Source organism: Segatella copri (assembly GCF_003465495.1).
GTDB classification, from domain to species: domain Bacteria; phylum Bacteroidota; class Bacteroidia; order Bacteroidales; family Bacteroidaceae; genus Prevotella; species Prevotella copri_G.
In genome coordinates, this window is sequence record NZ_QSAV01000101.1 from 1 (window position 1) to 1,999 (window position 1,999).

The 1,999-nt window shown below is 36.7% G+C and carries 3 protein-coding genes and 1 pseudogene; all 4 read left to right on the forward strand.

The window, feature by feature from the left end; genetic code table 11:
* Positions 1–305: 305 nt before the first annotated feature.
* Complete coding sequence (locus tag DWV53_RS15160; protein ID WP_118064154.1) at positions 306–929, forward strand: XAC2610-related protein; 624 nt, start codon at positions 306–308, stop codon at positions 927–929.
* Positions 929–1,330 (forward strand): hypothetical protein, encoded by a 402-nt coding sequence (locus tag DWV53_RS15165; protein WP_118155445.1) that lies wholly within the window; start codon positions 929–931, stop codon positions 1,328–1,330. Before DWV53_RS15160 ends, DWV53_RS15165 begins: the two co-directional genes overlap by 1 nt.
* A 35-nt stretch (positions 1,331–1,365) precedes the next feature.
* Positions 1,366–1,539, forward strand: a pseudogene (locus DWV53_RS16285) (recombinase family protein); the annotation flags it as partial.
* A gap of 29 nt (positions 1,540–1,568) precedes the next feature.
* Positions 1,569–1,999 (forward strand): hypothetical protein (locus DWV53_RS15175; RefSeq protein ID WP_147468830.1); only part of this gene is annotated, 431 nt, incomplete at its 3' end.

The window sequence follows — 1,999 nt, forward strand, 5'->3', positions numbered from 1 at the left end:
TTTTTTCTTTTTAATGAGTTGTAGATATTACCTTTTTCCCAGACAAATCATATATCTGTTCTTCCTTTTGTGGACTTATTGTAATGTTATTGACTCCTGTTGTCGGGAAATCATCCGTTTAAGGGGTAAATACGGTACAACGAGTGAAACGATTAATAAAAGTACAATCATCGCAATAATACTATTGATTTTACGTTCTTTTCAAAGAAAGGGGTTGTGTGATAGTGGCTTAAAGGCTAAAAGCACTACCTTTGCATACAATAATAAAAATTAACGCAATGAAATGATCAAAATATTTAAAGACAATGAAAAGAATTATCGATAGTACATTAGTAATACTTTCTTTGATGTTGATCTTCGGTTGCAAGAAAAGTAAGGTGGGGCAGGGAAACCCTACCAAAGACAGCATGTCTATTGACACCGATAGTGTGATTTCGGGCAAAGTCTTTACCAAGCAAGATATTGCATCGGAAGATACGCTTAACGCTGTTATAAGAACACAATCTCCCAAGTCCAAGGATTTCGATTTTGAAGTATTTATTATGCGAGGGGAGAAAACAGTACAAATTATACCTTTCTCTTATCCAAAGGACGATACTTTTGACCCAAATGGTGGCCGGAAGGATAGCTGTCTGATGACTGATGTGACGTTTGATGGCAATAAAGATCTGTTGGTATATTTGGGACAATTCGGAAATCAAGGTGTGGAATATTGGGATGCTTATGTCTGGAATGAAGTCAAGCAGAAGTTCTTGTTTGTTCCATCATTCCATGATATTCCCAATCCTACGCTTAACGAAAAAGAAAAGATTATTGAATCTTTTAGCCGTGGTTCTGCCGTTGATTATGAGTTTGGAAAATGGAAGTTCGAGAAAGGAGTGTTTGTACAAAAAGAACTTCTGTCACACCCTCCGAGAGAGTGTGAATAATGTTATTCTCCGTTCATCACCACTTCATGGCCTCCTTGGGAAGCAACAACTTCGTGCTTTCTCTAAAGGTATGGATTCAAAAAACAGACGCAACAAGTGATAAAAAGATAGAGAACGCAGTGCGTTCCCTATTTTCGTTTCTATTACTTGCCGATGCATACAGTGAAGGAAATACACGTATGGAGGGAGTTCTTAACATCCAACAAAATGCTGATAATACAGAAGTTTGGTATTTGTTGCCTTTCAAAGATTATAGAGAAGTTGTCTTGGCTACATTCTATAGTGACGGTGAGAGTATCTTTAAAGATGTGACAGATAATTATAAGAAGACTTATCCTCACATTAAAAAGGTCGAGCTACAAGCAATTTGCGCAATAGAGGAATTGGAGCCGGACAAATAATTGATAGAAGTAAGTTACATTTAATTCTGAATAAATTGCAACATTGTGGCATTAACCTCTACATTCAAAATGAACAGCTTATATTATTGGACGAAGAAGGACATCCGTCCCTCTTTGCCCCGATAATGATAGCCACACTTTCGACCTGTGCGCAATTGGAACGTGATAATATCTCATTCCGATTACAGTCAGGAAGGAAGCGGTTTATATCTTTGTCGCAATAAAAATAAAAAGAAGTATGAAAAAGATAGTTTTTATTCTACTCATTTTTTGTAGTTTTCTTGTAGTATGGGGATGCAATAAGAATAAAACGAAATGTGTTCCACAGAAAGAAGCAACTTCTGATTCTTCTATGAGAAGTAATGACGACACTCTAAGCCTTATGATAGAGCATGAGGTTGACGATGTTGATTATGGAGTGATTATAAAACGTGGCGACAAGACAATTCATCGCTTCGGATACAAATATCCTGAAGACGATGATCTTGTACCAAATGGAGAACGTATTGATAGTTGCATATTGGCGGACATAAATTTTGACGGTATAAAAGAAGACGTATTGTTTTATTTGGGCAGCTTTGGAGCTTCTGGCACAGAATATTTTGATGCCTGCGTGTGGAATCCTAAAACTGAGCATTATGACAAAATTGAAGAATTCAAAGATATTCC